General features: G+C 73.6%; 22 protein-coding genes. 7 read left to right on the top strand and 15 right to left on the bottom strand.

Translation table 11 applies throughout. The features are described from left to right. Positions 1-236: 236 nt before the first annotated feature. The 4 genes from WMF43_RS33890 to WMF43_RS33875 all read right to left on the bottom strand — a co-directional run bounded on the left by WMF43_RS33890 (position 237) and on the right by WMF43_RS33875 (position 4,370). On the bottom strand, positions 237-779 hold the full coding sequence (locus tag WMF43_RS33890; RefSeq protein WP_437671061.1) for a hypothetical protein: 543 nt from the start codon (positions 777-779) through the stop codon (positions 237-239). Between the two features lie 276 nt (positions 780-1,055). After that, a complete protein-coding gene (locus WMF43_RS33885; RefSeq protein WP_437671060.1) occupies positions 1,056-1,523 on the bottom strand; it encodes a peroxiredoxin in 468 nt (155 codons plus the stop codon). A gap of 108 nt (positions 1,524-1,631) precedes the next feature. Beyond that, positions 1,632-2,840 carry a serine/threonine protein kinase gene (locus WMF43_RS33880; protein ID WP_437671059.1) on the bottom strand — a complete coding sequence of 403 codons (1,209 nt, stop codon included), beginning with the start codon at positions 2,838-2,840 and terminating at the stop codon, positions 1,632-1,634. Between the two features lie 102 nt (positions 2,841-2,942). After that, positions 2,943-4,370 carry a hypothetical protein gene (locus WMF43_RS33875; protein WP_437671058.1) on the bottom strand — a complete coding sequence of 476 codons (1,428 nt, stop codon included), beginning with the start codon at positions 4,368-4,370 and terminating at the stop codon, positions 2,943-2,945. 138 nt (positions 4,371-4,508) lie between these two features. On the opposite strand from WMF43_RS33875, the gene WMF43_RS33870 reads away from it, so the two are divergent. Then, positions 4,509-5,243, top strand: coding sequence for a hypothetical protein (locus WMF43_RS33870; protein ID WP_437671057.1), 735 nt, complete (start codon positions 4,509-4,511; stop codon positions 5,241-5,243). A gap of 58 nt (positions 5,244-5,301) precedes the next feature. Here the strand turns inward: WMF43_RS33870 and WMF43_RS33865 are convergent, their stop codons facing one another. The 4 genes from WMF43_RS33865 to recA form a co-directional block, all read right to left on the bottom strand. Beyond that, a complete protein-coding gene (locus WMF43_RS33865) occupies positions 5,302-6,273 on the bottom strand; it encodes an HDIG domain-containing metalloprotein (protein ID WP_437671056.1) in 972 nt (323 codons plus the stop codon). A 239-nt stretch (positions 6,274-6,512) separates the two neighbouring features. Further along, positions 6,513-7,286 (bottom strand): hypothetical protein, encoded by a 774-nt coding sequence (locus tag WMF43_RS33860; protein WP_437671055.1) that lies wholly within the window; start codon positions 7,284-7,286, stop codon positions 6,513-6,515. 387 nt (positions 7,287-7,673) lie between these two features. Next, positions 7,674-8,192 carry a SixA phosphatase family protein gene (locus WMF43_RS33855; RefSeq protein WP_437671054.1) on the bottom strand — a complete coding sequence of 173 codons (519 nt, stop codon included), beginning with the start codon at positions 8,190-8,192 and terminating at the stop codon, positions 7,674-7,676. A gap of 15 nt (positions 8,193-8,207) precedes the next feature. After that, positions 8,208-9,401 carry a recombinase RecA gene (gene recA, locus WMF43_RS33850; protein ID WP_437671053.1) on the bottom strand — a complete coding sequence of 398 codons (1,194 nt, stop codon included), beginning with the start codon at positions 9,399-9,401 and terminating at the stop codon, positions 8,208-8,210. Between the two features lie 457 nt (positions 9,402-9,858). Between recA and WMF43_RS33845 the strand changes: the two genes are divergently transcribed. After that, the gene (locus tag WMF43_RS33845; protein WP_437671052.1) at positions 9,859-11,145 is read left to right on the top strand and encodes a serine/threonine-protein kinase; all 1,287 of its coding nucleotides are present in this window, start codon (positions 9,859-9,861) and stop codon (positions 11,143-11,145) included. On the opposite strand, the gene WMF43_RS33840 is transcribed toward WMF43_RS33845, so the two are convergent. From WMF43_RS33840 to WMF43_RS33830, 3 genes are all read right to left on the bottom strand, one after another. After that, the gene (locus WMF43_RS33840) at positions 11,090-13,213 is read right to left on the bottom strand and encodes an ATP-binding domain-containing protein (RefSeq protein ID WP_437671051.1); all 2,124 of its coding nucleotides are present in this window, start codon (positions 13,211-13,213) and stop codon (positions 11,090-11,092) included. The genes WMF43_RS33845 and WMF43_RS33840 overlap by 56 nt on opposite strands. A gap of 215 nt (positions 13,214-13,428) precedes the next feature. Then, entirely contained in the window at positions 13,429-14,043 is a 615-nt protein-coding gene (locus WMF43_RS33835) for a TetR/AcrR family transcriptional regulator (protein WP_437671050.1), read from the bottom strand. A gap of 70 nt (positions 14,044-14,113) precedes the next feature. Beyond that, the gene (locus WMF43_RS33830; protein ID WP_437671049.1) at positions 14,114-14,848 is read right to left on the bottom strand and encodes a tyrosine-protein phosphatase; all 735 of its coding nucleotides are present in this window, start codon (positions 14,846-14,848) and stop codon (positions 14,114-14,116) included. Between the two features lie 71 nt (positions 14,849-14,919). Here WMF43_RS33830 and WMF43_RS33825 point away from each other — a divergent pair, with 71 nt between their 5' ends. Then, positions 14,920-15,465, top strand: coding sequence for a hypothetical protein (locus WMF43_RS33825; protein WP_437671048.1), 546 nt, complete (start codon positions 14,920-14,922; stop codon positions 15,463-15,465). Between the two features lie 73 nt (positions 15,466-15,538). Next, complete coding sequence (locus WMF43_RS33820; RefSeq protein ID WP_437671047.1) at positions 15,539-16,738, top strand: ArsA family ATPase; 1,200 nt, start codon at positions 15,539-15,541, stop codon at positions 16,736-16,738. A gap of 92 nt (positions 16,739-16,830) precedes the next feature. On the opposite strand, the gene der is transcribed toward WMF43_RS33820, so the two are convergent. Both der and era read right to left on the bottom strand, forming a co-directional pair. Continuing rightward, positions 16,831-18,705 carry a ribosome biogenesis GTPase Der gene (der, locus tag WMF43_RS33815; RefSeq protein ID WP_437671046.1) on the bottom strand — a complete coding sequence of 625 codons (1,875 nt, stop codon included), beginning with the start codon at positions 18,703-18,705 and terminating at the stop codon, positions 16,831-16,833. After that, positions 18,702-19,637: a GTPase Era gene (era, locus tag WMF43_RS33810; RefSeq protein WP_437671045.1), complete on the bottom strand. Its 936-nt coding sequence runs from the start codon at positions 19,635-19,637 to the stop codon at positions 18,702-18,704. The genes der and era overlap by 4 nt, the downstream gene beginning before the upstream one ends. A gap of 710 nt (positions 19,638-20,347) precedes the next feature. Between era and WMF43_RS33805 the strand changes: the two genes are divergently transcribed. Beyond that, positions 20,348-23,065, top strand: a complete 2,718-nt coding sequence (locus WMF43_RS33805) for a glycosyltransferase family 39 protein (RefSeq protein WP_437671044.1) — start codon at positions 20,348-20,350, stop codon at positions 23,063-23,065. Positions 23,066-23,249: 184 nt separating this feature from the next. Continuing rightward, the gene (locus WMF43_RS33800; protein ID WP_437671043.1) at positions 23,250-23,711 is read left to right on the top strand and encodes a TIGR02266 family protein; all 462 of its coding nucleotides are present in this window, start codon (positions 23,250-23,252) and stop codon (positions 23,709-23,711) included. A gap of 12 nt (positions 23,712-23,723) precedes the next feature. Here WMF43_RS33800 and WMF43_RS33795 read toward each other — a convergent pair whose 3' ends face one another. Together WMF43_RS33795 and WMF43_RS33790 are read right to left on the bottom strand one after the other, a co-directional pair. Beyond that, positions 23,724-24,746, bottom strand: a complete 1,023-nt coding sequence (locus WMF43_RS33795) for an anti-sigma factor family protein (protein WP_437671042.1) — start codon at positions 24,744-24,746, stop codon at positions 23,724-23,726. Positions 24,747-24,767: 21 nt separating this feature from the next. Further along, on the bottom strand, positions 24,768-25,388 hold the full coding sequence (locus WMF43_RS33790) for an RNA polymerase sigma factor (RefSeq protein WP_104984092.1): 621 nt from the start codon (positions 25,386-25,388) through the stop codon (positions 24,768-24,770). 527 nt (positions 25,389-25,915) lie between these two features. Here WMF43_RS33790 and WMF43_RS33785 point away from each other — a divergent pair. Next, positions 25,916-26,857: a hypothetical protein gene (locus WMF43_RS33785; protein WP_437671041.1), complete on the top strand. Its 942-nt coding sequence runs from the start codon at positions 25,916-25,918 to the stop codon at positions 26,855-26,857. Positions 26,858-26,861 lie beyond the last annotated feature (4 nt).

Below are 26,861 nucleotides of genomic sequence, written 5' to 3'. Positions count from 1 at the left end.
GCGCCGGAAGCGACGCTCCCGCGGTAGAGGGCGGCCAGCCGAGCCTCACCCGCCCGGGTGGGCTCGGGGGGAGCCGGCGGCCAGCGGCCGGCCGCGGGTGTGCGCGCCGCGAGCACCCGCAGCTCGGCGCCCCTGGAGGACCCATGATGAAAAGCCACGTTCACCGGCGTGCTGGAGCAAGGGCCGGTGGGCACGAGTCGACGCCGATCACCAGGAGTGCACTAGGTCGCCGATCACTACTCGGCGACGCCGCCGTCGACCGCGGGGACGAGCTCGATATCGACCTTCTGGGGGAGGAACCCCTCGCATTCCTCGCTCATGACGGGCGTGAGGGTCTGCTCGAAGTCCTCGTACCCTGTCCCCGAGATCTCCAGCCGCGTCACCCCTGCTGTCCACAACGCGCAGACCAGCTCCGGGAGCGCCTCGGGAGGAGGCTTCTCGCGCTCGACGGCGCACACCAGGTTCGCCTCCTCGATCGTCTTCCACGTGGTCGGGTCGTTCAGCACGAACGTGGGCTCTTCCGCGGCGCTCCACGCCACGCGAACGGTGGTGTCCGGCGGGACGGGGCCGCCCGGGGCGCGCACGGTGATGGTGAACATCGCCTCCACGCCCGTCGGGCATGGGGCTGCGCCCCCCGTGCCCGAGCCGCCCGGGCCGCCACCCCCCTCGCCGTCGCATGCGCCCGCCGCGAACGCGGCCGCGAGCGCTGCTGTCACGAACGCGACCAGCGCCGCGAGCGGCGCGACGGAACCCGGCGTCGAGGGAGGGCGAGCGACCACAAAGGCGGCAGGATAGGGGCACGATCCCCGCAAATCCAGCGAGAGCACTCTTTGCGCAGCCAGGCCGTCCTGGTCCCCGCCCTTGTCCTTGATTGTTCTTTGCGCGCGCTGTGAGCGTTTGTTGCGTTCGTCGCGTTCGTCGCGTTCGTTATGCATCCCCGAGCGTCGGTCACGCCGCGCAGGGGAACGCGCGCCCCGCGAGAGGCCTCCTCGGTCGCGCGGCGCGCGCGGCGTGCGGGCCAGACGGCGGCCCGGCCCCGGAGGGGTCCTGTCGGCTCAGGCCTGCGCCTTGAGCTCCGCGATGTCCTGGAGCAGCGCCCGCTCGTGCCCGTCCGGCTTCACCTTCAGGTACGTCTTCCGCAGCACGCCCTGCGGATCGATGACGAACGTCGTCCGGTCCCAGTACAGGGTGCCCTTGTAATCGCTCTGCCCCACGCCCGCCGCCTTGAGGAGCTCGTGCTTCGTGTCGGCGAGCAGGTCGATGGTGAACGAGAACTTGTTGCAGAAGCTCTTGTGCGACGCGACGTCGTCCTCGCTGACGCCGACCACGGCGATGTTGGCGTTGTCGAACTCCTCCTTGGAGGCGGTGAACGACTTGCCCTGGATGGTGCAACCCGGCGTGTCGTCCTTGGGATAGACGTAGACGACGAGCCACTTGCCCGCGAAATCCTCGAGTTTCAAGGTCTTGCCGTCCTGGTTCGGCAGGGCGAAGCGCGGGAACGGCTTTCCAATCTCAACGCTCATCTTCTCTTGGCCTTTCCTGTGGGCCGGAGGCGGCGCCCCTCGGCTGCTGACGGGTGACGGTGGCGATGGCGCGCTGCGGCGCGCCCGCCCTCTCCCTGTCGCGCGGGATCAGCGCGGGATCAAGCCCCGGAACCAGGCCGCCACCGACGAGGACGACTCGTCCTGGTGCATCGACTCCGGCCCCTCCAGCTCGTCGGCGAGCCCGCCGAGGGGCGCCTCGCTCCGCGGGCGGGAGCCCTCGTCCTCGGGCCCGTGCAGCAGGCTCGTGGCCGAGTCGATGCTCGGCAGCAGGCTGAGGCCGCTGCCGCCGCCCGCGGTCGGCTCCTTCGTGAGCGACTTGAACTCGAGCAGCATCATGTCGATGAGCTCGGCGATCTTCTGCGTCCCGTCGACCGCCCGCGCCGGCCCGCCCTTGGCGCGCTCGACGAGCGCGGCGACGTCGTCCTCGCTCACCGGGCGGCCGAAGCGGTAGAGGAAGCGGGTGAGGTCGCGCCCGAGCTCGCGCGCCGTGCGGTAGCGGGCGGCCGGGTCGCGGGCGAGCGCGCGGCGGATGATCTGCTCCAGCTCGCGCGGCACCTCGCTGTTGATCTGCTGGAGCGAGGGGATCACCGCGTCGCGCACCAGCCGCACCGTGATGTAGTCCGAGTCGCCGAGGAAGAGCCGGCGCCCGGCGAGCATCTCCCACAGGATGATCCCGAGCGCGAAGATGTCGACCCGCTGGTCGACGCCCTGCTCGAGCACCGTCTCCGGCGCCAGGTACCCGAACTTCCCCTTGATGATGCCCGCGTCGCTCTCGGCGAGCTGGCTCGACGCCTTCGCGAGCCCGAAGTCCACGATCTTCACCTCGCCGTAGCGGGTGATCAGCACGTTGGCGGGGGTGATGTCGCGGTGGACGATCTGGAGCGGCTTGCCGTCCGCGGTCGAGAGGTCGTGCGCGTAGGCGAGGCCCTGGCACATCTTCGCGGCCATGAACGCGGCGACCTCGACGCTCATCGGCCGGCCCACCTTCTTCTGGTGCTCGAGCAGGGCCCTGAGGTCGGCGCCGTCGACGTACTCCATCACGATGAAGTAGGTCCCGTCGCCGACGCCGATGTCGAACACGGACACGACGTTCGAGTGCGAGAGGTGCGCCGAGAGGCGCGCCTCGTCGAGGAACATCGCGATGAACTGCTCCTTCTTGCTGAGCTGCGGCAAGACGCGCTTGATCGCGACCTGCTTCTTGAAGCCCTCGATCCCCGCGCTCTCGGCGACGAAGACCTCCGCCATGCCTCCCGAGGCCAGGCGCTTGATGACCCTGTACCGCTGCTGCTCCGACATGCCCTGCTCGTCGTCCTCTCGCCCCGTCCCGTCCCGCCGGTCCAGTCTAGCGGCTCGGGGCACGCCGCGGATGAAATCTCCGCCGCGCCGCCGCGCCGCGTGTCACCGGAACGTCGCGAGCGCCGCGACCGCCGCGAAGGAGAGCCCCACGAGCGCCGCGAGCGCGAGCACCGACAGCAGCGGCTCGGCGCGCGCCGCGGCGAGCAACCGGCCGCGATCCTCGCGGGACAGCGGCGCCCCGGCGGTTCCGTCCTCGCTCTCGCCCCCCGAGGCGGCGGCGAGGTGTTGCTCCAGGCGGCGCCGCGCGCTCCGGGATCGCAGCGCGAGCAGCAGCATCTGCGTCACCGCGGCCGCGCCTAGCACCAGCAGCCCCGCGCGCCGCGCCCTCTCCGCGCGGGCCTGCTCGCGCGCCTCGGCCGCCGGCATGCCGTCCGCGAGCAGCTGCACGCGCTGCTGCGACGTCGAGCCCGCGCGCGAGAGCGGCCAGGCCACCGTGCCTGCGCCTTGCTCGTAGGGATCGCCCGCGATCACCGCCCAGCCTTCCGCGCCGAGCCCTGCCGGGAGCGCCAGCGTTCCCGAGAAGAAGCCCGCGCCGTCGGGCGCGAGCGGCACGATCGCCCCGACGAGCCGGCCGCGCGTGCTGCCGATCGAGACGTACGCCCGCGGCTTCGGCGCGGGCGAGACAAGCCGGAGCGCCGGCCGCTCGCCCGAGAGCCCGTCCGGATCGAGCCAGATGGCGCCCGGGATCACGGGCAGCCTCCCGTCCCAGGTGCCGAGCGCGGCCGCGTCCACGTCGGCCGCGCCGGCCGCGTCCGGCGGTCCGGCAGATGTGCCCGCAGGCTGCGTTGCGCGCAGCGTGAGCTCGACGGCGTGCGACAGCGGCTTCAGCGCGAGCTCCACCGCGCCGTTCGCGCCGGCCAGCCGCTCCACCGGGCCGCCGCCCTGCCCCTCGAGCTCCGCCCCGGCGGCGCGCGCCTCGACGCGGACCCCCGCGCCCGGCGCCCCGCCCTCGGTCTCGACCACGACGTGCACCACCTCGGGGAACGGCGCCGCGAGTGTCCCCCGCGCCGCCGTGACCCGCAGGCGGAGCTCCCCGCGCGCCGCCCCCGGCAGCGCGCTCGGCTCCGTCGCGGCCGGCGGCGGGAGCAGCGGCACCTCCCCCTCCATCAGGACCTCGCCCGCGCGGGTCGCGACCTGTACGGCGACCGGCTCCTTCAGCCCGCCGGGCGCGCGCAGCAGCGCCTCGCCGATGCCGTCGCTGCCGGTCGCCCCGGTCCATCGCTCGAGCGGCGCGCCCGCGGAGGTCGCGTTCACCTCGAGCCCTCGGAGCTCCGCCGGGTCGCTCGCCCCGTAGAGCCGGCGCACCCCTTCGATGCGCAGCGCCAGCGCCTCGCCGCCGGCCACGGGTGCCCCCCAGATCCGCGCGCCGGTGGCCATACGTCGCGCGCCCGGCCCCAGGATCACGATCGCCGCGAGCCCGATGGCGAGCGCGGGCAGGGCGTAGGTCGCCGCCCCGGACATCGAGGTCATCGCCGCCAGCATACCGCTCCCTCCCCGCCCTGCGCCTCGTCCGTGCCGACCTCCGGGGGGGCCTCCTGCGCCGGTCCGGGTGGCTGCTCGCGCCGAGCCCCTTTGCGTCCTGGCGTCTCCTCCGATAGGAAGCCGCCGATGGCAGCCGACAGAACGGTGAAGCGCAAGCGCAAGGGCTCGGGGTCCACGGGGCAGGGGGGCGAGCTCCACCTGCGGCAGCGGACCGATCCGCGGAGCGAGCGGCGGTTCGAGCCGAAGGCATCGCTCGCGCTCGGCCTCACCCTGCTCGGCATGTCCGTCGCGGCGCTGCTCGCCGGCGCTGCCGTCTATGGCCAGTGGTTCCGCGCCGAGGAGGCGGGGCCGCACCCGTACGCGCCGTACCTGTTCGTCGGCGCGGTGCTCCTCGGCGGCGCGGCGGGCCTCTTCGGTCAGTGGTCGCTGAAGCCCCTCCGTGTCGGCGACGCCGGGGTGGGTCTCGAGAACGGACCGACCGAGATCGAGCGCATCGGCTGGCACGAGGTCACGGGCCTGCTCCTCTCGGAGGATGCGCTCACCGTTCAGGGCAGCGGCACCGCCATCGCCATCCCGCTACGAACGCACCTCCCCGCGGCGTCGCGTGTCCTGGCCGAGGTGCGGCGGCGCATCCCCGAGCGTGCGGCCGACATCAAGGAGGGCGCGCTCCCGCCGCCCGACGATGCCGCCGGCGAGCAGCGCTCGCTGGAGCCGCCCCAGGTCGCCGGCCTGCGCTGCAAGGCCAGCGACAAGCTGATCGCCTTCGAGGCCGACGCCCGCCTCTGCGGCCGCTGCGGCGAGCTTTACCACAAGGACGGCGTCCCCTCCCGCTGCGTCACCTGCAGCGCGCCGCTCTCCTGACGCCCCCCCGATTTCGCCGCCGTCAGAGCCGGAAGCGAGCCGCCCCGCTCCGGCGCCCTCAGAGCCCGAAGCGCGCCGCGTTGTCCCGGAGGAACGCCAGGTAGACCTCCGACTCCTGGTGCGACGCCACCTCGCCCGAGTCGATCGCCTCTTCCAGCGCCCGCTTGAGCTCGCCGATGCGCCGCGACGGCGGGATCCCGAACGCCTGCATGATCGCGTCCCCGATGCCGCTCGGCAGCGGCGGCACCACCGCGTCCTCCTCCTGGATCTTCAGCACCCGCTCGGCCAGCTCGCTGATCTGCTTCAGCCCCTTCCGCTTCTTCTCGGGCCGCTTCGTGGTGATGTCCGCCCGCGACAGGTCGAGCACGTCGGTCAGGCAGCCGCCCATCTCCTTGGCGAAGCGGCGCACCGCGCTGTCGGTCCACGACGGGTCGTACTGGCTCGCCCGGAGGTGGTGCAGGATCAGGAAGCGGATGCTGCTCTTCAGCGGCGCCTCCTTCGCGAAGAGCGGCAGCCGCCGGTCGATCTTGTCGAACATGCGCGCGCCCACCTCGGCGTGGCCGAAGAAATGGACCTCCCCCGTCGGCGAGATCGAGCGCGTCCTCGTCTTGCCGATGTCATGGAGCAGCGCCGCCCAGCGGACCTCCAGCCGGGGGACCGCCTGGCGCACGACCTGCTTCGTGTGCTTCCACACGTCCTTGTGGCGCCACTCCCCGTCGCCGAACCCGACCATCGCCTCGACCTCGGGCAACATCGCGGCGAGCGCGCCCGACTCGAGCAGGGCGTCGAGCCCGCTCTCGGCGTCCTCGCTCATCATGATCCGGTCGAGCAGCTTGCGGACGTCCGGCAGGTACAGGGAGGCCGCGGCCTTGAAGTCGGCCGGGCGCCCGGAGATCACCCTGGGCGAGGGGCGTAGCTCGGAGGCCGCCCCAGAGGGCTCGACCTCGGCCTTCTCCGCTCGCTGAACGGCCCACTCGAGCGCCTCCATGGCCCGCTTCGGGCTCGCTTCCTGGGTCACAATCTCCTGCACGCTGGCCTTCCACAATTTCTAGGTTACGGGGTCGCCCGTGCGGCGCCGTACGCGCGGCCCGGGCAGAGGGTCCGCCGGTTTAGAGCCGGCAGGGGTCTCCGCGCAATGGTTCGTCGCTCCGAGGGGATCGAATCCAGCGGGGCCCCGTCCGGGCCCCGTCCCCCTCGACGGCGTCCCTCCGGGCGTCCCCTAGCGCTGGCCTGTCGTTCCTGCCGCCGGGGTCCGCGGGGCGGCGTGTGTCATGTCCGGAGGAGCCTGCCGACGTGCGCCGTTTCCCAGGCGAGGGCGCGCTCGTAGTCGCGGAACAGCCGCTCGCGGGCGAGGAACTGCGGCGGGTGCAGCATCCGGCGCCCGTTGCCGTGGCTCGCGGGCATCACGTGGTGGAGCATCTCGTGGTAGATGACGTAGGAGATGAAGTAGCGGGGCACCCACGGCCGGTCGAGCACCGGGTGGATGCGGATCAGCCGCTCGATCGCCGAGTAGCTCCCCAGCTTGATGGTGCGCCGCGGCTTGCGCGCCCTGGTCCGCTTGCCCCAGGTGATCAGGGCGTCGACCGCGCCGTTGAAGTACGTGTGGTTGAGCTTCTGGAACAGGCTCAGCAGATCGTGCGTCTTCCCCTGCGTCGTGAGCGGCGTGCTCACCGGCCGGCTCGCCCGGATGCGGTGCCCGTTCTCGTCGATGTACTGGCCGACCACCAGCGACGCCGCCCGGTCCTGGTTCACCACGTACCGGACGAGCGCCTCCTGAACGACCGCCGGCGCGTCCAGGAACATGTGGTGGACGCGCGCCTGCAGGATGCCCTCGCGCAGCGAGGACGAGATCATCTGCCGGAAGTTGTCGGTGACCGAGAGCAGCACCGGCCGCTTCTGGGCCAGCTCCAGCCGCCGGATGAGCGCTTGCCGCGCCCCCTCGTGCACGAAGATCTGCGGCTGGCCCGCCGGGAGGTCGATGTCGATCGGATGGTGCCGGGGATCGGGCACCCGGACGACGGCCCGGGAGACACGCGGCCACAACGAAGCCGATGCGCTCTTCCCACCGGCGCGCATCAGACGGCCTGGAGGGGGTTGAGCGAAGGGGAAGGCCATCTGTCCCGCCATCTCAATCCTCCTTGTTTGGGCGTATTCTCGGGTGGGATCCTTGTCAAGCGAGCGGCCAAAGTCCTCGAAATCACTCACTTTTATGGCTATGTAAGCCGCGGACCGGCCCACCCCACGGGCGGCGCCGGGCGCCCCGGCCGCCGCGCCCCGGCGTTCCTGGATTCCCTTGTAAATTCAAGTACTTGCCTGATGCGGGGCCGCGTGCGGGGCCGCGCCGCGCGTCAGCCGTGAGCCCCGCGCCGCCTTCCGCCTCGGACGCCGCTCCCTCCACGCCGTGGCGCATCATGGCCCGCGGCCCGCCGCTCAGGTGAAGGTGCGGGGGTCGAGGATCTGCCCCACGCGCCAGCGGACCTGCGCGCGCGCGGCGGGCTCGGGCGCGACCAGCTCGAGCGCGACGACCAGGGCAGTACAGAAGCCGCGGAGCACCAGGCCCGTCGCGCCCTGACCGGGCGCGTCGACGAGCGTGCGGACCAGGTGCTCGACGTTGGGCTGGTGGCCGACCAGCAGCGCGTCCGCGCCGCCTCGGGCGAGCGCGGCGACGAGCGCGAGCGGCAGGCCGGCGTCGAGCGACAGCTCGTCCCGGACCTCGACCTCCGGCACGCCGCAGACCTCCGCCACGATCTCGCCGGTCTCGCAGGCGCGCGCGAGCGGGCTCGCGAGCAGCCGCGGCAGCGGGGCGCCGCCCCGGAGCCGGTGGAGCTCGGCCGCGACCAGGCGCACGCGCTCGCGCCCCTCCTCGGTGAGCCTGCGATCCGCGTCCCGCCCGGTCGCCGCCCGGTCCTCCGCCGGGCCGTGCCGCATCACGTAGAGCTGCATCGGCATGCCGCGGGCCCGGCGTCAGTTCGTCTTGCCCGGGGCGCGCCGGGTGTCCTGGCCGGACGGGGCTGCCTCGCGACCCCGCCCCGCCGGCGGCTCGGCCGCGCTCGCCCCGCCCTTCGATCCGTTCGCCGCGCCGGCGCCCGGTCCGTGCCCCGCGGCGGGGGCGGCGGCGCTCGACCCGGTGCGCGAGATGCCGTGCTTCGAGAGGACCATCGACTCGATCTTCTCGAGCACCGCCGGGTGCTGCTCGAGGTAGGTGCGGGCGTTCTCGCGGCCCTGGCCGATGCGCTCGCCCTGGAAAGAGAACCACGAGCCGCTCTTCTCGATGATGCTCGCCTCGGTCGCCAGGTCGATGACGTCGCCGCTGTGGCTGATGCCCTGGCCGTAGAGGATGTCGAACTCCACCTCCCGGAAGGGGGGAGCCATCTTGTTCTTCACGACCTTCACGCGGGTCCGGTTGCCGACGACGGCGGGCTCCTTGCCGCCCGCGGCGGCCTCCTTGATGGCGCCGATGCGGCGGATGTCGAGCCGGACCGAGGCGTAGAACTTGAGGGCGTTGCCGCCGCTCGTCGTCTCGGGGCTGCCGAACATGACGCCGATCTTCATCCGGATCTGGTTGATGAACATCAGCAGGCACTGCGAGCGCGAGGTCGTCCCGGTCAGCTTGCGGAGCGCCTGGCTCATCAGCCGGGCCTGGAGGCCGACGTGGCTGTCGCCCATGTCGCCCTCGATCTCCGCCTTGGGGACGAGCGCCGCGACGGAGTCGACGACGATGATGTCGACCGCGTTCGAGCGGACCAGCATGTCGGCGATCTCGAGCGCCTGCTCGCCGTAGTCGGGCTGGGAGATGAGCAGCTCCTCGGTCTTCACGCCGAGCTTCTTCGCGTAGTTCACGTCGAGGGCGTGCTCGGCGTCGATGAACGCCGCCGTCCCGCCCGCCCGCTGGATCGCCGCGATGGCGTGCAGGGTGAGGGTCGTCTTGCCGCTCGACTCCGGCCCGTAGATCTCGACGATGCGGCCGCGGGGGTAGCCGCCGATGCCGAGCGCGATGTCGAGCCCGAGCGAGCCGCTCGGCACGGCCGCGACCTCGTCGTGCAGCGTCTGCCCGTCCTTGAGGCGCATGATCGCCCCCTTGCCGTACTCCTTCTCGACGCTCGCGATCGCGAGCTCCAGGGCGGCAGACTTCTGCTTGGTGTTCTTCTCGTCACTCATGCGTACCTCTGGGGAAGGGGGCCGAAGGGAGGGGAGACCGAAGGGGATCAGGGAGCCGGATCCCCGACGCGCGGGGCAACAGATTTCGGCAGACCTTTACTGTCCGGTTGTTCAGGAAGCAAGACCCCCGGACCCCGGATAGGACCGACAACGTCCGTGCAGCGGCGCCGCCGGGCGAGCCCGGCGCGCCCTCTTCCGCCGCGCTCTCCCGCCGCGGCGGCCGGACCCGTCGGCCGGCTCGAGCCTGCGGCGGAGCACGTCCGGGCGAGGCGGTCACGGCCTGGGCGGAGCGGTGTTCCTGGCTCGCGCGGAGTCGCACAAGCCAGACAAGAATCGGAGGAAGCAGGCAGCTTGAACACTGGCGATTTCCCGCTCCCCGGGCCAGACATTCAGCGTGGGGGGCGGTGGGGGTCTTTACCCGGGCTTTTGCCTGGGCCGGTACGAGCTCGTCCTGCGGGTGACCGCTGGCGACATGGGCGAGGTCTGGGCGGCTCGGCTCAGGCGCGAACATGGATTTCAGAAGCTCTTCGCCATCAAGGTGCTCCTGCCGGAGTGCTCTCCGGACCCGGACGCCGTGCGGTTGTTCCTGGAGGAGGCCGCGCTGGCGGCGCGCATCCGGCACCCGAACGTGGTCCCCGTCGTCGACGTCGGCGAGCAGGACGGCACACTCTATCATGTCATGGAGTGGGTGAGCGGGGAGCCCCTCTCGTCGGTGCTGCGCGCCGCGCGCGGGCGACCGGCGCCGGTCCTCGCCGCGGCCAGGATCGCTTACCAGATGTGCGCGGCGCTCGACGCCGCGCACGAGCTGCGGGACGAGCTCGGCAACCCGCACGAGCTCGTGCATTACGACGTGTCGCCGGACAATGTCCTCATCACGTCGGAGGGGCTCGTTCGGCTGATCGATTTCGGCGTCGCCAGGTTCGAGGAAGAGCGGCTGTCGGAGCGCTGGCCAGAGGCCGCCCGCAGCGTCCGCCCGCGCGCCTTCCCGGCGCCGGGCGGCGAGGGGGGCGTGCTCCTGTTCAGGAGCAGCGCTCCTTACATGGCGCCGGAGCACCTGCGCGGGCAGCCGTGTGATCGCCGGGCCGATCTCTTCGGGGTGGGGGTGCTGCTCTACGAGCTCCTGTCGGGCGCCCATCCTTTCCAGTCCGACGACAGCGAGAGCACGATCACCCACATCGCGAGCGAGCGGCCTGCCGCGCCGCTGTCGTCGCGCGCCGTCCCGTCCCGCCGCGGGTTCGCGGAGCGGCTCAGCGCGCCGCCTCCGCGCGAGCCCATCCCGCCGGCGCTCGACCGCCTCGTCTGCGAGGCGCTCGCCAAGTCGCCCACCGCGCGCACCGCGACCGCGGCGCAGCTGATGCGCGCGCTCGAGGAGGCCGTCCCCGGCGCGGCGCACCCGGGCAACGACGCGCTGGTCGCCGGCTGGATCGGCCAGCTCCTCGGCGGCGCGTCCCACCTCCGCACGCAGCAGCTGCGCGCGGCGCTCGAGTCGCTCAACCCCCCGCCCGCGCCGGGCGACGAGACCGAGCCCGCGCCGTCCGCGCGGCGGTGGGCGCAGGCGGCGTGGGCCTTCGGGGCGGCCGTCCTCGGGGGGGCGCTCGCCGGGGCGATGGCGGTGCGGGACTGCCCGCTCCCGCCGACCGATCGCGTGGTCCCCGCGGCGCTGCGCGCGGACTCCGCCGCGGGGGACGTCAGCGGGCCTCCGCCGCGCCCTCGAGCAGCGGCGACCAGGCCGCGCCCGCGATGAGCCAGAGCTGGTGCGACGTCCGCGTCGCCGCGACGTGGAGCCGCCGGCGGGCCTCGTCGGTCATCGGGTACGCCGCCGCGGTCGCGTCGGGCACGACGACGTAGTCGAACTCGAGCCCCTTCGCGCTGTCCACGTCGGTGACGTCGATGCCCGGCTCGAAGGAGAACTCCCCCTCCAGCACGAGCCGCGCCTCCGGCAGCTCCGCGACGAGCGCGTGGAGCTGCCGCGCGGCGTCCGCGTCGCGCGCGATGACGGCCACCGAGGCGCGCGGCTCCCGGTCGATGAGGTCGCGGAGCGCGCCGGCGAGGAACAGGTGCGCCGGCGCCTCGCCCGGGAAGCGGAAGAACCCGATCGGCGCGCCGTCGCGCAGGACGCGCGCGGGCGTCTCGGGCGCGAGCTTGCCGAGGAGGTGCCGCGCGAGCTCCGTCACCGGCCGGGGGCAGCGGTACGACACCGCGAGGCGGCAGGTCGCCGCGGCGCCCACGCCGAGCGCGGCGAGCGCCGGGTCCCAGCCGGCGAAGCTCGAGGACGTCTGCTGCGCCTCGTCGCCCGCGAGCGTCACGCTGCGCGCCTCGCCGAGGAGCTTGCCCATGACGAACAGCTCGAACAGCGAGAAGTCCTCGGCCTCGTCGAGCACGAGGTGCGACCCGCCCGCCGCGTCGAGGCCGCTGCGCCACGCGCGCAGGAACAGGAGGATCGGCAGGTCGTCCACGTCGAGCGTCCCGGCGAGCTCGTCCGGCGTGCCCTCGGCGATGGCGCGGCCGTCGATCGCCTCCTTCATCGACGCCACGGTGATCGAGGCGAGCTGTTTGTCGAGCGGCTCGGCGATCTGCAGCATCGTGTGCCGGACGGTCTCCTCGACGGCGCTCCGCGGCAGATCCCCGCCCGAGGCCGCGACGACCTCCTCGAGGAACCCGCGATCCGTGAAGGCGTCCGCGAGGCGGCGGCGCAGCCGGTCGAGCGTCGTGCTCGCCGGCGCGAGCCGCGCGAAGCGCTCGCGCAGCGCGCGGTAGAGCGCCGGGTGGCGCTTGAGGCTCGAGACGAGCGCCGGGGGGTCGGTGCACAGCGCGATCGGCCGGCGCGGGTTGAAGACCGCGCGCGCGGTCGCCGACGACCAGGCGTCGAGCGTCTTCACCTGGGCCTCGCCCGCGCCGAGCGGCGCGAGCAGGCGGCGCGACAGGCGCGCGAGCCCCTCTTCGGGGACGACGACGCTCATGGTCGAGAGCGGGTAACGCGCCGGGTCGAGCGCGGCGATCCTGGCGAGCCGGTGGAGCGCGACGGTCGTCTTGCCGCTCCCGGCGCTGCCGAGCACGAGCAGCGGCCGCTCCGGCGGCGCGCTCACCGCGGCGTACTGATCCGCGTCGAGCAGGGCGGTGACGTCCGGGGCCTTCGCGCGGTCCGCGGCGCCGACGCCGACGCCGAGGCTGCCGGGGCGCGCGGCGGTCCCGGCGCCCCCCGGCTGCATGGCCAGCGCCGCGCGGTCGGTTAGGGTCCACCGCCCGTCGCCTCGCCGCGTCAGGACGAGCCCGTCGCCGACGATCCCGGTGAGCTCGCCGCGCTCCAGGACCACGATCCGGCGCGCCCGCACGATCCCCTCGGCGACGCGCCCCGGGAAGGTCTCCTCGTACTCGTCGCCCTCGCGGTACCGGTAGAAGATCTGCGCCACGGGCGCGACGCGCCAGTCGAGGATCCGGACCCCGGACGCCGGGTCCAGGAACGTCGCCTGGCCGAGCAGGTAGTCCTTCGCCCCCTTGCCCTCGTCGACCCGGAGGTGGGCGAGGTACGGGCAGAGCGGGTCGGGCAGCGTCTCCTTCGTCTCCTGCTCGATGAGGCGATGCCGCACGCTCATCTCGAGGAGCACCGCCGGCAGATCGTCGGCCGACGCCGCGGCGGCCTCGTCGCGGAGCTCCCGCAGCGCCGCGACGGACCGGAGATCGCGCGGCGCCGCGGGGCGCGTCGCGCGCGCCCGCGCCCGCTCCAGCGCGGCGCGGACGCGCTCGAGGAGCGCCTCCTCTTCCTCGAGGACGGCGCGCGCCGGGGCGGGCAGATCCAGCCTGCTTTCCATCATAGAGAGGGCCTCCGTGCGCCCCTCGCCGCGGCGAGGGCGCTGATCTCACGACGATGAATGAACGATAGGTTCACTTTTGAGACAAGCGGACGGGCAGAGAGGGAATCAGACACGGACAGGACACGGACAGGACAGGGACAGGACAGGGACAGGACAGGGACAGGACAGGGACAAAGACAGGGAAGACGACGGGCAAACGAGAGGGAAAGGGACGCTCACGCGAAGAAGCTCTTGAGCCCGGCGAGGTGGTACTTCGAGTAGCCGTCGATGGCCTCGCGGATGGCGGCCTCCTCCTCGAAGCTCGCCAGGGCGCTCACCATGGTGCCGAGGAAGCTGCGGTAGATCTGGTTCAGGTTGAACCGCATCGCCTCGGTCACCTCCAGGTGCGGGCGGAAGCAGCGGAAATGATCGAGCGCCATCTGGATGAGGCTCTGCACGGTGTCCTCGGCGAACCGCTCGTACGTGGAGCCGCCGGCCCGCCCGAGGAGGATCACGACGCGGAGCCGGTTCTCGAGGCAGAAGCGGAGCAGCTCCTCGGCCGCGAGGTGGTAGGCGGCCGCCGGCGCGAGCGTGCTCATGTCGTCCACGCCGTCGAGCGCCTTCACGCGGCGGCGCAGGAGGAGCGTGAAGGCCCGCGCGAAGCCCTCGTCCACGACGGCGTAGAAGAGCGCGTCCTTGTTCTCGTAATAACGGTAGATGTTGCCCGTCGAGATGCGCGCCGCCCGCGCGATCTCGGCCATGGTCGCGCCCTCGTACCCCTTCCGCGCGAAGACCGTCAGCGCGGCAGCGGCGATGTTCTCCTGGACGTCGTCCTTGAGGTACTGCGCCATGGCGAATAATGAACAGGTCGTTCACTTATAACCCGGCGCGCCGCCCCGTCAAGGAGCGGCGGCGCGGACCTCAGGGGTCGACGCGCCCTTCGAGGATCGCGCGCGGGCCGTCGACGAGCATGAACGTCGCTTCCTCCTCGCCGACCCGGGCGAAGAGGGCCTTGATGCCGTCGCGCACCTCGGGGACGTCCCTGGCGGTGTGGGCGTCGCTGCACGCGGCGTAGTAGTACCCTTCCTCGAGCAGCAGCTCGGCCGTCCGGCGGGGGGCGCGGCCGTACTTGCCGGTGAGCGCCGCGACGTCGAGGAGGAGCACCGCGCCCGCGTCGAGCAGCGGATCGAGCGACGTGAAATCGGCGGCGACGGGGTCGTAGCGCTCCGGGTGGGCGATGACGGGGCGGAGCTTGCGGCGGCTGAGATCGAAGATCCGGTCGGCGATCCGGACAGGGAAGCTCCGGTTCGGGAACTCGACGAGCACCGCGTGGCCGCCCGGGTAGGGGAGGGCGCTGCCGTCGAGGAGGCGCTGGAAGACGAGGTCGTCGAAGAAATGCTCCGACGACAGGGCGACGGCGGGCAGCTCGCCTGGATCGATCGCGCCGCGCAGCGCGGCGCAGGTCGCGTCGTAGGCGGCCAGGAGGCTCTGCCGGGTGTTGTCGAACATCCCGGGGCGCATGTGCGGCGTCGCCACCACCGTGTCGAACCCGGCGCCGCGGAGCGCGGTGAGCAGCGCGAGGCTCTCCTCGACGTTGCGGGCTCCGTCGTCGATGCCCGCGACCCAGTGGCAGTGGAGATCGATGAAGCCGCGCATGGTGGATCCGACCTTAGCAAAGTTGGCCGCCCCAGCGCGCTACGACCATGCTTCGCGTCGAGGAGGTGTTCGTGTCGTTGTCGTTATCGAACCAGCAGCTCATGCCTCAGCTCGGGTCGGACGGCTGCTCGGCAGGCCAGCAGGGTGACGGGGCGGGCGGCCGCGCAGGGCGCGCGATCGATCCGGGCGCGCCGCCGGCGGCGGGGGAGGGCGCGTCGTCCCTGGAGGAGGGCGCCCCTACCTCCGAGCGGCGGCGCCGCCGCAGCGACGATCCGATCACCGCGCTGCATTACCAGCTCTCGACGACCCGCACCGAGGCGAACCTCGACGTCGTGGTCCTGGTGGACGACAGCGGCTGCCTCGTCGCGGGGGCGGGCGCGTGGCCGGCGTGCGAGGAGCTCGCCGCCTACGCGCCCCTCCTCGCCAACCCGGACGCCGTGCAGAACGCGGCGGTCGGCTCGCGCATCGCCGCGCTCAGCGCGGAGGTCGAGGTCCAGAGCCTCTCCCTGGCGGGCGCCGAGGTGCTGCTCTGCGGCCGCGGCGGCACGGCGCAGCGCGGCGCCTCCATCGCGCGGGCGGCCGAGGGCTGCCTGCGCATCCTCCGCGCGGCGGCCTGAGCGCCCGCCGGCGCCGCCGTGCGCGGCCGCTGCCCTTCGTGCTACAAGGGGCCGCGGCCTCCGGTCGCGCGCCATGCCCGGCCCTCCCCCTCGATCTCCCGCGCCCGCCGCCGCGCCCCTCCGGGCGGACGGCGCCGGCCTCGCCCCGCTGCTCGCCTCCCGCAGGGTGATCCTCTGCGTCGGCTGCGGCGGCGTCGGCAAGACGACCACCACCGCGGCGCTCGGCCTCGCCGCGGCCCGCCGGGGCAAGCGCGTCCTCTGCTTGACGATCGATCCGGCGCGCCGCCTCTCGCAGAGCCTCGGGCTCGAGGCGATGAAGACGGAGGCGCAGACGATCGAGCCCGCGCTGTTCGCCAGGGCGGGGCTCGACGTCCCCGGATCCATGACGGTGATGATGCTCGACACGAAGTCGACGTTCGACAGCCTGATCGAGTCGCTCGCCCCGTCGCCCCAGCAGCGCGACCGGATCCTCGGCAACGTCCTCTACAAGTACATCTCCACGTCGCTCGCGGGCACGCAGGAGTACATGGCGATGGAGAAGCTCTACGCCGTGCGGAGCGACCCGAGCTACGACCTCATCCTGCTCGACACGCCGCCGACGGCGAACGCGCTCGATTTCCTCGACGCGCCCGAGCGGCTCGTCGGCGCCATCGACAGCGCGGCGACGCGGTGGTTCGTGCAGGCGTTCCAGAGCTCCGGCAAGCTGTCGCTCAACCTGCTGGCGCGCTCGACCGCCGCGGTGCTGAGGGGCATCGGCAAGCTGACCGGCAGCGGCTTCCTCGAGCAGATCGCGAGCTTCATCAGCGAGATGAACGCGGTCTTCGGCAGCTGGAAGCAGCGGGCCGACGCCGTGGCCGCGGCGCTGCGCGGCCCGGACGTGGCGTACGTGCTCGTCACGACGCCCGATCCTCTCTGCGTGCGCGAGGTGCTGTACTTCGCCGAGCGCCTGCGGGACCAGCAGATGCGCCGCGACGCGTTCGTGGTGAACCGCGTCCACCCGGTCTACGGCGACCTCCCCGGCGCCGCCGAGATCGCCGCCGCGCTCGACCGGACCGGGCTCGCGCTCGCGCCCGGCGCCGCGGAGCGCCTGCTCCAGGCCGCCGCGGACGAGAGCCGCATGGGCAAGCTCGACCAGCTGAACCTCATCGCCCTCGAGGCGGCGCTCGAGGACGAGCAGAGCGGCGGCAGCCTCCGCGCCGACGTCCCGGCGTTCCCCTACGACATTCACGACGTCACCCGCCTCGCGCGCATCGCCGACGTGCTGGCGCCGTGACGCGCTGAGCGAGGCGCCGTGACGCGCTGAGCGAGGCCGTCAGGGGGGGCGCGCCCGGCAGGGGCGCCCGAGCGCTGCAGCGGCGGATGCGCCTAGCCTCGGCGCCTCCGCTCCTTGTACTTCACGCGGACCGGCACGCCCTCGAGGCCGAAGGTCTGCCGGAGCTGGTTCGCCACGTAGCGCCGGTAGCTGAAGTGGAGCTTCTCGGGATCGCTCGCGACGACGACGAACAGGGGCGGCGACGTCTCGGCCTGCGTGACGAAGAACAGGCGGGGCGCGCGCCCTCCCTGGGTGGGCGGCGGGTGCGTCAGGAGGATCTGCTCGAAGAAGCGGTTGAGCTCCCCGGTGGGGACGCGCCGCCGGTAGGCGTCGGCCACCCGCGACACCGTCTCGACCAGCTTCGCCACGCCGCGCCCGCTGCGCGCGCTCACCTGCACCACCGGCGCCCACGGCACGAAGGAGAGCTTGTCGCGGGCGTCCTCCTCCGCCTTCGCGAGCGCCTTCCGGTCGAGCAGATCCGCCTTGTTGAGGCCGATCACGATGGCGCGGCCCCGGTCGACCGCCAGCCCGAGGATCTTCGCGTCCTGCTCGGCCACGCCCTCGGCCGCGTCGCAGAGCAGGACGACGACCTCGGCCCGCTCCATCGCGCGGATCGCGTGCAGCACGCTGACCGCCTCGACGGCGCTGTCCTCCTTGGTGACCTTCGACTTGCGGCGGATGCCGGCCGTGTCGATGAGCAGGAACCGCTTGCCGTCGCGCTCGGTGAGGGTGTCGATCGGATCGCGCGTCGTGCCCGGCTGCGCGTCGACCAGCATGCGCTCCTCGCCGGTGATGCGGTTCACGAGCGATGATTTGCCGGCGTTCGGCCGCCCGACGATGGCGACGCGGAGCGCGCCCTCGGCCGACGCATCCGGCGCCACGGGCTCCTTGGGCAGCGCCGCCTCGATGGCCATCTCCAGATCGGAGATGCCGCGGCCGTGGAGGGCGCTGATCGGGATGAGCCGCTCCATGCCGAGCCGGTAGAGCTCCGCCGCCTCCGCCTCGGCGCGCGACGAGTCCGCCTTGTTCGCGACGTAGATCACGGGCTTGCCCGCGCGGCGCAGCAGGCCGAGCTCCGCGTGCTCGGACGGCGTGACCGGCGTCACGGCGTCGAGCACGCACACGATCACGTCGGCCTCGGCGATGGCCAGGTCGATCTGCCGCTTGATCCCCTGCCGCATGGGGTCGTCGCTCTCGGGATCGAACCCGCCGGTGTCGACGAGCGTGAACCGCCGTCCCCGCGAGGTGACGTCGGCGTAGTGGCGGTCGCGGGTCACCCCCGGCTCGTCGTGCACGATCGCGACGCGCCTGCCGACGAGCCGGTTGAACAGCGTGCTCTTGCCGGTGTTGGGCCGCCCGACGAGCGCCACGATCCCGAACGAGGGGCTCGGCGGCGGCGGCGCCTCGTCCGCGGCTTCCTCCTCGGCCGCCGCGAGCGCCTCCGGGTCCAGCGCGCCGTCGTCGAGCGCGCCGTCCTCCGGCGCCGCCGCGAGATCCTCGCGCTCCTCCTCGGCGTTGCGGCCTCCCTGTCGCGAGGCGACGCGGTTCTTGCTGGGCGCCTCGGCGCCGCGCCTCGTCGAGCCGACGGCCGCCTTGGCGGCAGACGCGGCGCCCTTGCCGGCGGCGCCGCCGCTCTTGGCGGGAGCGCCGGCGGCCTTCCTGGCAGCGCCGCCGCTCTTGGCGGGAGCGCCGGCGGCCTTCCTGGCAGCGCCGCCGCTCTTGGCGGGAGCGCCGGCGGCCTTCCTGGCAGCGCCGCCGCTCTTGGCGGGAGCGCCGGCGGCCTTCCTGGCAGCGCCGCCGCTCTTGGCGGGAGCGCCGGCGGCCTTCCGCTCGGGACTCCCCGCCTTTCTGGGGGCCCGGACGCCACCTCCGGCGGCTGCTTCGCCGCGCTTCGTCGGTCTGGGACGAGCTGCTTTTGCCGCGCTCACGAGGCTTCTCCCTTGTTGTAACCGAGCTCTTCCAGCCGCTCCAGCGACTCGCGCCACGCCGGCGTCACCCGCACCCAGAGCTTGAGGTTCACCTGCCGCCCGACGAGCTCCTCGATCCGGAGCCGGGCCTGCGTGCCGATCCGCTTCAGCTGCTCCGCCCCGGCGCCGATCAGGATCTTCTTCTGCCCGGGCCGCTCCACGTGGATCGTCGCGTCGATGTGCAGCGCGCCGCCGCCGGTCGGCTCGACGTAGCGCTCGATCTGCACCGCGCTCGCGTGCGGCACCTCCTCCTTCGTCGCGCGGAGGATCTGCTCGCGCACGTACTCGGCGGCGAAGAAGCGCGTCGGCCTGTCGGTGAGCTCGTCGGGCGCGAAGCCCCACTCGCCCTCGGGGCAGAGCTTCGCCACCTCGTCGAGCACGCGCTGCACGCCGTCGTCGCGCAGCGCCGAGATCGGGACGACCGCCGCGAACTCCCGGAGCTTGGCGAGCGCCTCGAGCAGCGGCAAGAGCTGCGATTTGTCCCGCATCCGGTCCACCTTGTTGAGCACCAGCACCACCGGCGCCTCGCTCCCCAGGTCCGCGAGCAGCGTCAGGTCGCCCGGGTGCGGCGCGAGCGGCCGCGCGGGCTCGCCGTCCTTCGTGGCGCCTCCCCGGAGGCGCGCCGGATCCGGCGCCTCCGTCACGAACACGATCACGTCGGCGCTCCGCGCGGCTTCCCGCGCGGCCTGGTTCATCACGCGCCCGAGCTCGGTGCGAGGCCGGTGCAGGCCGGGCGTGTCGAGCAGCGCGATCTCGGCCGGGCCGTGGTGCACGACGCCGAGGATGGCGTCGCGCGTCGTCTGCGGCGTCGGCGACACGATCGCGAGCGGGTGGCCGAGCGCCGCGTTGAGCAGCGTGGATTTGCCGACGTTCGGCCGTCCCACCAGGGCCACCCGCCCGGACCGCTTCTGCTGGGGGGCGTCCGCCTCCTCCGTCCATCTCGGCCCGGCGCTCTTCCTCTTCTGCTGCGCGCTCCGCGGCTTCCCGCCGCCTCGCGCGCTCGCCGCCGGCTTCGGGGCCGAGCGCTTCTTTGCGCCCTCGCCTGGGCGGGCGTCTCGTTCCGCGGGGGCGCCGCCCTCGCCCGGGCGGGCGTCTCGTTCCGCCGGGTCGCGGGCCACGTCGGGTGAGCGCGGCGCAGCGGTCCGCTTGGCGGTCCTCGCTGCGCCGCGGCGCTCAGCGGCCGGCCCTGCGCCACGGCGCTCGGCGGCCGGCCTGGCGCTGCCCCGTCCGGCGGCCGGGCCTGCGCCGCGGCGCTCGGCGGCCGGCCCTGCGCCGCCGCCTTGGCTCGCGCGCCGCGACCTCTCGGCGGCGAGTGGCTTCCGCTCCCGCGGCGGCGCCTCGCGCGCCGGCGAGCTCGTCACATCACCTGTCCGGGGCTCTTGATCCGGCTGCTCCGCCCGGCGGCTGCCTCGCGCCGCCGGACGGGGAGCTCCGGCGGCCGGGGACGGCTTCGGCGCATGCGGGCGCGCTTTCACGCCTCGGGGCGCGCTCTTGGAAGGGCCTTTCACCACCGCCGCGCGATAGCAGACGACACGGGTGGCTACAAACGCTTCCCTGCGATCCGTGGTCACGCGCGCGCGAAGGCGGTAAGGGGATGCCTCGCATGTCGAGCGTCCACCGAGGGGACCCACATCACGGAGCCCCGCCCGCCGTCCTCGAGCCGCACGCGGGCGAAGCCCCGCCGCACGCCGAGGCGCCGCCCCGTGAGGAGGGCCCGCTCCGGGCCGGCGGCGCGCCGGCCGCGGAGCGGCCCGGCGGCGGCGCCGCGCGCGCCTGGCGCGGCGGCCCGGCGCGGCTCGCCGCCCTCGCGCTCGCGGCCCTCGCGCTGCTGCCGCTCCTCGGCACGAGCGGCATCTGGGATCCCTACGAGCTCGACAATGCCGACCTCGCCCGCCGCGTCGCCATCCACGTCTTCGGCGCGCGGGGCCTCGACCTGGCGGACGCCCCCGGGGCGCTGCCGACCCTGACCGACCTCCGGATGGGCGAGCTCGGGTTCACCTCGATGGCGCTCGGCTTCCGGCTGTTCGGCCTGCACGACTGGGCCGGGCGCCTCCCGCTCGCGCTGTGGGGCCTCGCCGGCGCGCTCGCGCTCCACGAGTTCCTCGCGCGCCTCGTCGATCGCAAGGCCGGCGTGTACGCCGTCGCGGTGCTCGTGACGATGCCGCTCTACGTGATGCAGGCCCGCACGATGCTCGGCGACATCGTCACCATGGCCGCGCTCGCGATGGCGTTCTGCGGGCTGACCGGCGCGCTGCTCGAGGGCGCGCGCCGCGGGCCGGGCCGCGCGCTGGTCGCGCCTGCGGCGTGGCTCGCCGTGGCGGCGCTCGGCCTCGCCGCCGGCTACCTCAGCCGCGGCCTGCTGATCGGGGTCGCCGTCCCCGCGCTCGGCGCGGGCCTCACCTGGATCGTGCTCCGGACGTCCGGCGCGTGGCCCGCTCCGGAGCGCCCGCGGCTCACGCTGGGCGACGTCGCGGGCGCCGCCGCGCTCCTGCTCGGCCTCGCCGCCGCGGCGAAGGGCCTCCTCGTGCTCGCGGGGTCGAGCGCCGGCGCGCCGCTCCCCCGCGACCTCGGCGTCGCGCTCCTGAAGAAGCCGCCGGTCGAGTCCACCTTCGATCTCACGATCCGCCAGCTCGGGCACGCCCTCTTCCCGTGGAGCGCCTTCCTGCCGTTCGCCATCGGCAGGCTCTTCCGCGCCCCCGAGCCGCAAGGGGACGCGGAGGTCGCTTCCGGCGAAGGTCGCGAGGCCGGCGTCCGGATCGCGCTCGTCGTCACGTCCGCGCTCGCCTACGGCGCCTTCGCGCTGCTCGCGCCGCACGCCGGGGCGCTCCCGTTCAGCGGCCCCGCGCTCCTCGCCGCCGTCGCCGCGCTCGCGATCCGCGACCTCGAGCGCGGCGCCCCCTCGTCGCGGGCGCTCGCCGTCGGCTGCGCCGTGCTCGCCTTCGTCCTCTACCGCGACTTCCTCCTCTCGCCGGACCGGGCGCTCAGCGTCTTCTCCGTCGACAAGCCCATCTTCCCGAAGAGCTTCGAGGCCGAAGCGGCCTCGGCGATGCGCCTCGTCCTGCTCACCTTCGCCGGCCTCGTGGCGCTCACCTGGTTCGAGGAGCAGCCGCGCCAGATCGACCGCAGCCTCCCGGCCTGGGCGCGGCGCCTCGCGGGCGACTACCGCGACGGCGCCGCGGCGCTCGCCCGCATCTGGAGCGGCAACCTGCTCTTCCTGCTGATCGTCCTCGAGGCGGCGCTCGTCGGCGTGGGCGCGATGCTCTTCATCGGCAAGCGCATCGGGTGGGCGCCCGTGGCGAGGATGCCGAACCACGTCGCCGCCGCCTTCGTGAACGCCTGGTGGGCGCTGCCGCTGCTGCTCGCGGCGGGCCCCGCGCTGCTCATCGCCGCGCGCGACACGTTCCGCTTCGTCGTCGCGCGCGCGGCCGTGCCCCGGGCCCTCGGCACGCTGCTCGCGGGCCTCGTCGCCGGCTCCCTCCTGAGCTTCTGGTACTACCCGGCCCTCGCCGCCCAGCTCTCGCCGAAGGAGGTCTTCGAGTCCTACGAGTCGCTGCGCAAGCCCGGCGAGCCGCTCGCGACGCTGGGCGTCCGCAGCCGCGCCGCGGCCTACTACCAGGGCGGCGACGTCGCCTCGTTCAGCGACGCCGCGGCGGCGTTCGCGTGGCTCACCACCTCCGCCGGGGAGGACGCGGCCGCGCGAGACCCCGCCCCCGCAGCGCGCCGGTGGCTCGTCGTGAAGGCCGACGAGCTGCCGAAGCTGAACAGCCTCTTCCGCGAGCGCTACGAGCGCAACCTGCCGGTGCTCGACGGCCGCTCGAGCCAGATCCTCCTCGCCTCGAACGAGCTCGGCGACCGCCCCAACCAGAGCTGGCTCGCCCAGGTCGTGCTCGACGAGCCCCCCGCGCCCGCGAGCCCGATCGACGCGATGTTCGAGGACCAGCTGGAGGTGCTCGGCTGGGAGCTGACGGACGACGACGGCCGGAAGGTGTCGAGCGTGATCCCTCAGAAGACCTATCACCTCCGGACCTACTTCCGGGTCCACCGCCCGGTCGTCGGCAACTGGAAGATGTTCGTCCACATCGACGGGTTCCAGCGCCGCTACAACGGCGACCATCCCGTGCTCGAGGGGCGCTACCCGCTGAGCCTGTGGCAACCGGGCGATATCCTCGTGGATGATCACACGTTCCAGCTCGAGCCCAACTTCACCCCGGGCGATTACACGCTGTACTTCGGTTTTTTCTCCGGCGACGCGCGCTTCGAGGTGACGCGTGGTCCCGCGCACGAAAATCGCATTCGCGGGGGCGTGGTCCGCGTGCGTTGAGCCGCCGCCGATGGGGAAGGGGCGCCCCGCGGCCGCGGCGCCGCGTGCGCTGCGCCGCTGAGGTCGCACCCCGACGGCGAGATCGGGCGTTGCTCCTCATCGAGCGCCCTCGACGCGCGTGCGGAAAGCGGCTAGTCGCAGGATCATGAGCGGGGGACGTGGTAACTCGAACCATCCGCCCGGCATGCATGGCGGCCCCTCCTCGGCACCCCGCGCGCAGACCGGCGCCTACGGGGATTCGCACCACGCCGACGAGGCCGAGTGCGACGCCCCCGACCCGGACTCGCTCGACCGGCGCTCGTCGGAGCGCATCGACGTCACGTGGCTCGTGGACTGCGAGACCGATGACACCTTTCTCTATGCCTCGATCGCGAACATCTCGGAGATGGGCATCTTCGTCCGCACGACGCAGCCCCTCTCGATCGGCACGCGGCTGACGCTCCGCTTCGCGCCGCCGGGGGCGGACGGCTCGTACGTGCTCGAGGGAACGGTGCAGTGGATCAACGAGGTGCGCCCCCTCCACGACAACCCGAACCCCGGCATGGGGATCCGCTTCGTGGATCTCACACCGGACGACCGCGAGCGAATCGTCGGCACGATCAGGACGATCGCCTACCTCCGCGACGCGCCGGTGCGATCGAACTGACGCAGGGGCCCGTCAGCGCGCGGCGTCGAACGCCTCGCTCGGGCGTTCGGCCGCGGCGGGCTCGGCCGGCGGCGGAGCGTCGGCCAAGCCCGGGGCTGCGCTGGCGGCGGGCGCGCTCGCCGGCGGCGGCGCCGCCGCCGCCGGCATGGTGCGCTTCGCCGCGGCGCGGCCGACCGTCGCCGGCGCGGCGTTCTGCGCCTGCGCGGCGGCCAGGCTCCCGTCGAGGGTCTGGATCGCGCGTTCGGCGCGGTCGCTGTAGGTCTTCGTCGAGCGGAGCGCGAGCAGCAACTCGCGCGCCTTCTCGGTGTCCCCGGCCTGCTGGTAACACTGGGCCGCCTCCCACATCGCGGCGTGCGCGGCCGACGTGCCCGGGTACAGCGCCCCGACCTCGTCGAGCTTGCCGAGCGCGGCCGAGCAGCCCGATTTGCGCTGCAGCGCCTGCGCCTCCCGGAACGCGGCGACCGCGCCGCCCTCGGCATCTCCGCTCGGGCGTTCGCCCTTCTCCTTCGCTGCGTCGACCGGCCGCGGCGCTTCGCTCGCCTTCGCCTCGGCCGCGCGTCGGCCCTCGCCCTCCTCCGGGGCGGGGGCGGCGAAGGCGGTCGGCGCGGCGGCGCTCGGGGGCTCGATCTGCTCCGACGCGGGCTGACCCCACTCGGTGACCCGCACGGGCGCCATGCCCGTCTTCGGCCGGAGGAGCAGCAAGCTCGAGCCGATGACGAGCACGAAGAGCGCCGCCATCGCCAGCTGCGGCCGCATCGCGTGGCTCCCGGCCCAGGCCAGCGCCCGGAGCGCCTTGCGCCGGAACGGCGTCTTCTTCTGCGCGACCTCGACCGCGTCGAGGATCCGCGCCTCGAGGTCCTCGCTCGGCTCCTCGAGCGGCAGCGCGCCGACGTCGCGGGCCGCGCGCAGCCCCGCGAACGCCGAGGCGCACCGCGCGCAGCTGTCCATGTGCCGCTTCATGGCCGCGTACGTGAGCTCGTCGAGCTCGTCGTAGAGCGCGTCCATCACGTGCTGATCGAACTTCTCGCAGTCCATAGACAGCTCGACTCCGGAGCGCTAGCGCAGCGCCCTCGCGTAGTCCTCGTACTCCGAGAGGGCCTCCTGGAGGCGCTCGAGGGCGTAGCGCATGCGGCTCTTCACCGTGTTCTCGGGCACCCCGACGATCTGGGCGATGTCCTTGAACGGGACGTGCCCGATCTCCCGGAGCAGGAAGACCTCCCGCTGCTCGTGCGGCAGGCCCTCCACCGCGCGCAGGATGAGCTGCCCCATCTCGGTCCCGATCGCGACCCGGTCGACCGCCGCGCGGGGGGCCGGATCCGCGGTCCGCTCGCCGAGCGTGGGCCCGTCGCCGCCGTCGCCGGAGGCTTGATCGAGCGATGGGTGGCGCCGGAGCGACATCTTGCGCAGGTGATCGATGCAGACGTTGCGCGCGATCGCGTAGGCCCACGTGGTGAACCTCGCCTCGTGCTTGAAGTCGGAGGCGCTCTGCACGATCTTCACGAACACATCCTGCACCAGATCCTCGGCGACCGCAGGCCCGCGGACCTGCCGCAGGATGAAGTTGTAGATGGGAGTTTTGTGCCGCCGGACGAGCCCGGCAAACGCGGCGCGGTCCCCGCCCTGAAAACGCATCATCAGGGCCTCGTCCGTGACCTCCTCTCGAGAAATCGGGACCATTCTAGCTCCCGGAGCGGCCGAGCCACTGCGGAGCTCCCTCGGCGGCCCGAGCGACGGGGGGTTCGTGGCGACGACCGCGACGCCGGATCGGACGCGCAGCGCGGCTCGAAGATCTGAGGCGCTCTCCTTCCCCTGACACAAGCGCACCTTAGCGGATCCGCCCCCGAGCGAGCGAGCCCCCTTCGCCTGCCGCCGAGGAGGGCCGCGCCGGAGCGGCGCTCGCGCCGGCGGCAGCGCGCGGTCGCCGTCGCCGGCGCCGGCGCGCCCTCGGGCGGCGCGGCTGCGCGGGGGCAGCGCGCCCTCGGCTGGACGGCGCGGGCCGTCGGTGCGCGCCGTACGAAGGCGTCAGCACGATCCTGGCAGCATGCTGTCGCGCCCCGCGCCGTCGCAGGACCTGGTGCATCGCCTGGGTGGCGAACGCTGTCCAGGTCGTTGCGCTCGGAAGCCCGCCGCCACTAGACTCCCCCGCACCGGGCGTGAGGTCGCCCCCCTCTCCGACGAGGGTAAAACCATGAGGTTACCTTTCGATGGGACTTAACAGGATGCTGGCTGCGGGGGTGGCGGCCTCCTTCTTGATGGCCATGCCCGTCTTCGCGCAGAGCCCGGGCGGCGCGACGGGCAAAGCCGCTCCCCCTGCCGCCGCTGCGGCGCCCGCCGCGTCGACAGCGCCCGCCGCTGGCGCGGCCTCGGTGCCCGGCGCTGGCGCGGCCTCGGCGCCCGGCGCTGGCGCGGCCTCGGCGCCCGGCGCCGGCGCGGCCGCAGCGCCGGCCACGACGACGGCGCCCGGCGCCGGCACGACCGCAGCGCCGACCGCGACGACGGCGCCCGGCGCCGGCACGACCGCGACGACGGCGCCCGGCGCCGGCACGACCGCAGCGCCCGGCGCCGGCGCCGGTGCCGCGCCGATGGACGGCCCCACCTACGCGGTGCGGCTGCGCGATCTGGAGCAGCGCATCGACGAGCTCAAGGAGCAGATCCGCCGCAGCCACACGCGGCTCTCGCTCCTCAGCGACACGATCCTCTCGGGCGGCGGCGCCGGCTCGCGGGCCTCGATCCGGTTCAACAACGAGCTGTCGACCGCGTTCCGCGTGACCCGCGTGCTGATCGTGCTGGACGGCGCCGTCCAGTACAACAAGACCGACCAGTCCGGCGCGCTCGCGGAGCAGACCGAGATCCCGATCTTCAACGGCTCCGTCCCGCCCGGGGATCACACCCTCCAGGTGCTCGTGAACCTGCAGGGCAACGGCTACGGGGTGTTCTCCTACCTGCGCGGCTACCGCTTCGAGGTGCGCTCCAGCCATTCGTTCACGGCGGTCGAGGGGAAGACGATCAACCTCCAGGCCGTCGCGTTCGAGAAGGGCGGGGTCACGACCCCGCTCGAGGAGCGCCCGGCCGTGCGGTTCGTCGAGAAGATCGTGAGCGGCCTCTCGGATGCCTCCGGGCAGCCGGCCGCCGCGGGTAGTAAGTAGCTGG

It is taken from the genome of Sorangium sp. So ce131, assembly GCF_051519095.1.
Classification (GTDB): domain Bacteria; phylum Myxococcota_A; class Polyangia; order Polyangiales; family Polyangiaceae; genus Sorangium.
Note: the sequence above shows the minus strand (reverse complement) of the source record. Positions and strands in the feature narration are given on the sequence as shown.